The sequence below is a fragment of the Streptomyces sp. SAS_272 genome (assembly GCF_052543235.1).
Genome location: NZ_JBMNDR010000221.1, coordinates 1 through 1018, shown reverse-complemented (window position 1 = coordinate 1018; position 1018 = coordinate 1). Strand labels below are relative to the sequence as shown.

At 64.6% G+C, this 1018-nt stretch carries 1 protein-coding gene; it reads left to right on the top strand.

All coding sequences use genetic code 11. The annotated features are described in order from the left end of the window. The coding region (locus ACN6LD_RS42245) for a cbb3-type cytochrome c oxidase subunit I (protein ID WP_445045941.1) at positions 1-1018 on the top strand (1018 nt) is incomplete at both ends.

Here is a 1018-nt window from a genome sequence, read left to right as displayed (position 1 = left end):
GTGGCTGACGACCACCGACCACAAGACCATCGGTACGTTGTACCTGGTCACGTCGTTCGCGTTCTTCTGCGTCGGCGGCGTCATGGCGCTCCTCATGCGCGCCGAGCTCGCCCGTCCGGGCCTGCAGATCATGTCGAACGAGCAGTTCAACCAGGCGTTCACGATGCACGGCACGATCATGCTGCTGATGTTCGCGACGCCGCTGTTCGCCGGCTTCACGAACTGGATCATGCCGCTGCAGATCGGCGCGCCCGACGTGGCGTTCCCGCGGCTGAACATGTTCGCCTACTGGCTCTACCTGTTCGGCTCGACCATCGCCGTGGGCGGCTTCCTCACCCCGCAGGGTGCGGCCGACTTCGGCTGGTTCGCCTACTCCCCGCTGTCGGACGCGGTCCGCTCGCCGGGCATCGGCGCCGACCTGTGGATCATGGGTCTGGCCTTCTCCGGCTTCGGCACCATCCTCGGCGCGGTCAACTTCATCACCACGATCATCTGCATGCGCGCACCCGGCATGACGATGTTCCGCATGCCGATCTTCACCTGGAACGTGCTGCTGACCGCGGTCCTGGTCCTGCTGGCCTTCCCCGTCCTCGCCGCCGCGCTGTTCGCGCTGGAGGCGGATCGGAAATTCGGGGCACATGTCTTCGACGCGGCCAACGGCGGCGCGTTGCTGTGGCAGCACCTCTTCTGGTTCTTCGGCCATCCAGAGGTGTACATCATCGCGCTGCCGTTCTTCGGCATCATCTCCGAGGTCATCCCGGTCTTCTCCCGCAAGCCGATGTTCGGCTACATGGGCCTGATCGCCGCGACGATCTCGATCGCCGGCCTGTCCGTGACGGTGTGGGCGCACCACATGTACGTCACCGGCGGCGTGCTGCTTCCGTTCTTCTCCTTCATGACGTTCCTCATCGCCGTCCCGACCGGCGTGAAGTTCTTCAACTGGATCGGAACGATGTGGAAGGGCTCGCTGTCCTTCGAGACGCCGATGCTGTGGGCGACCGGCTTCCTCATCACCTTC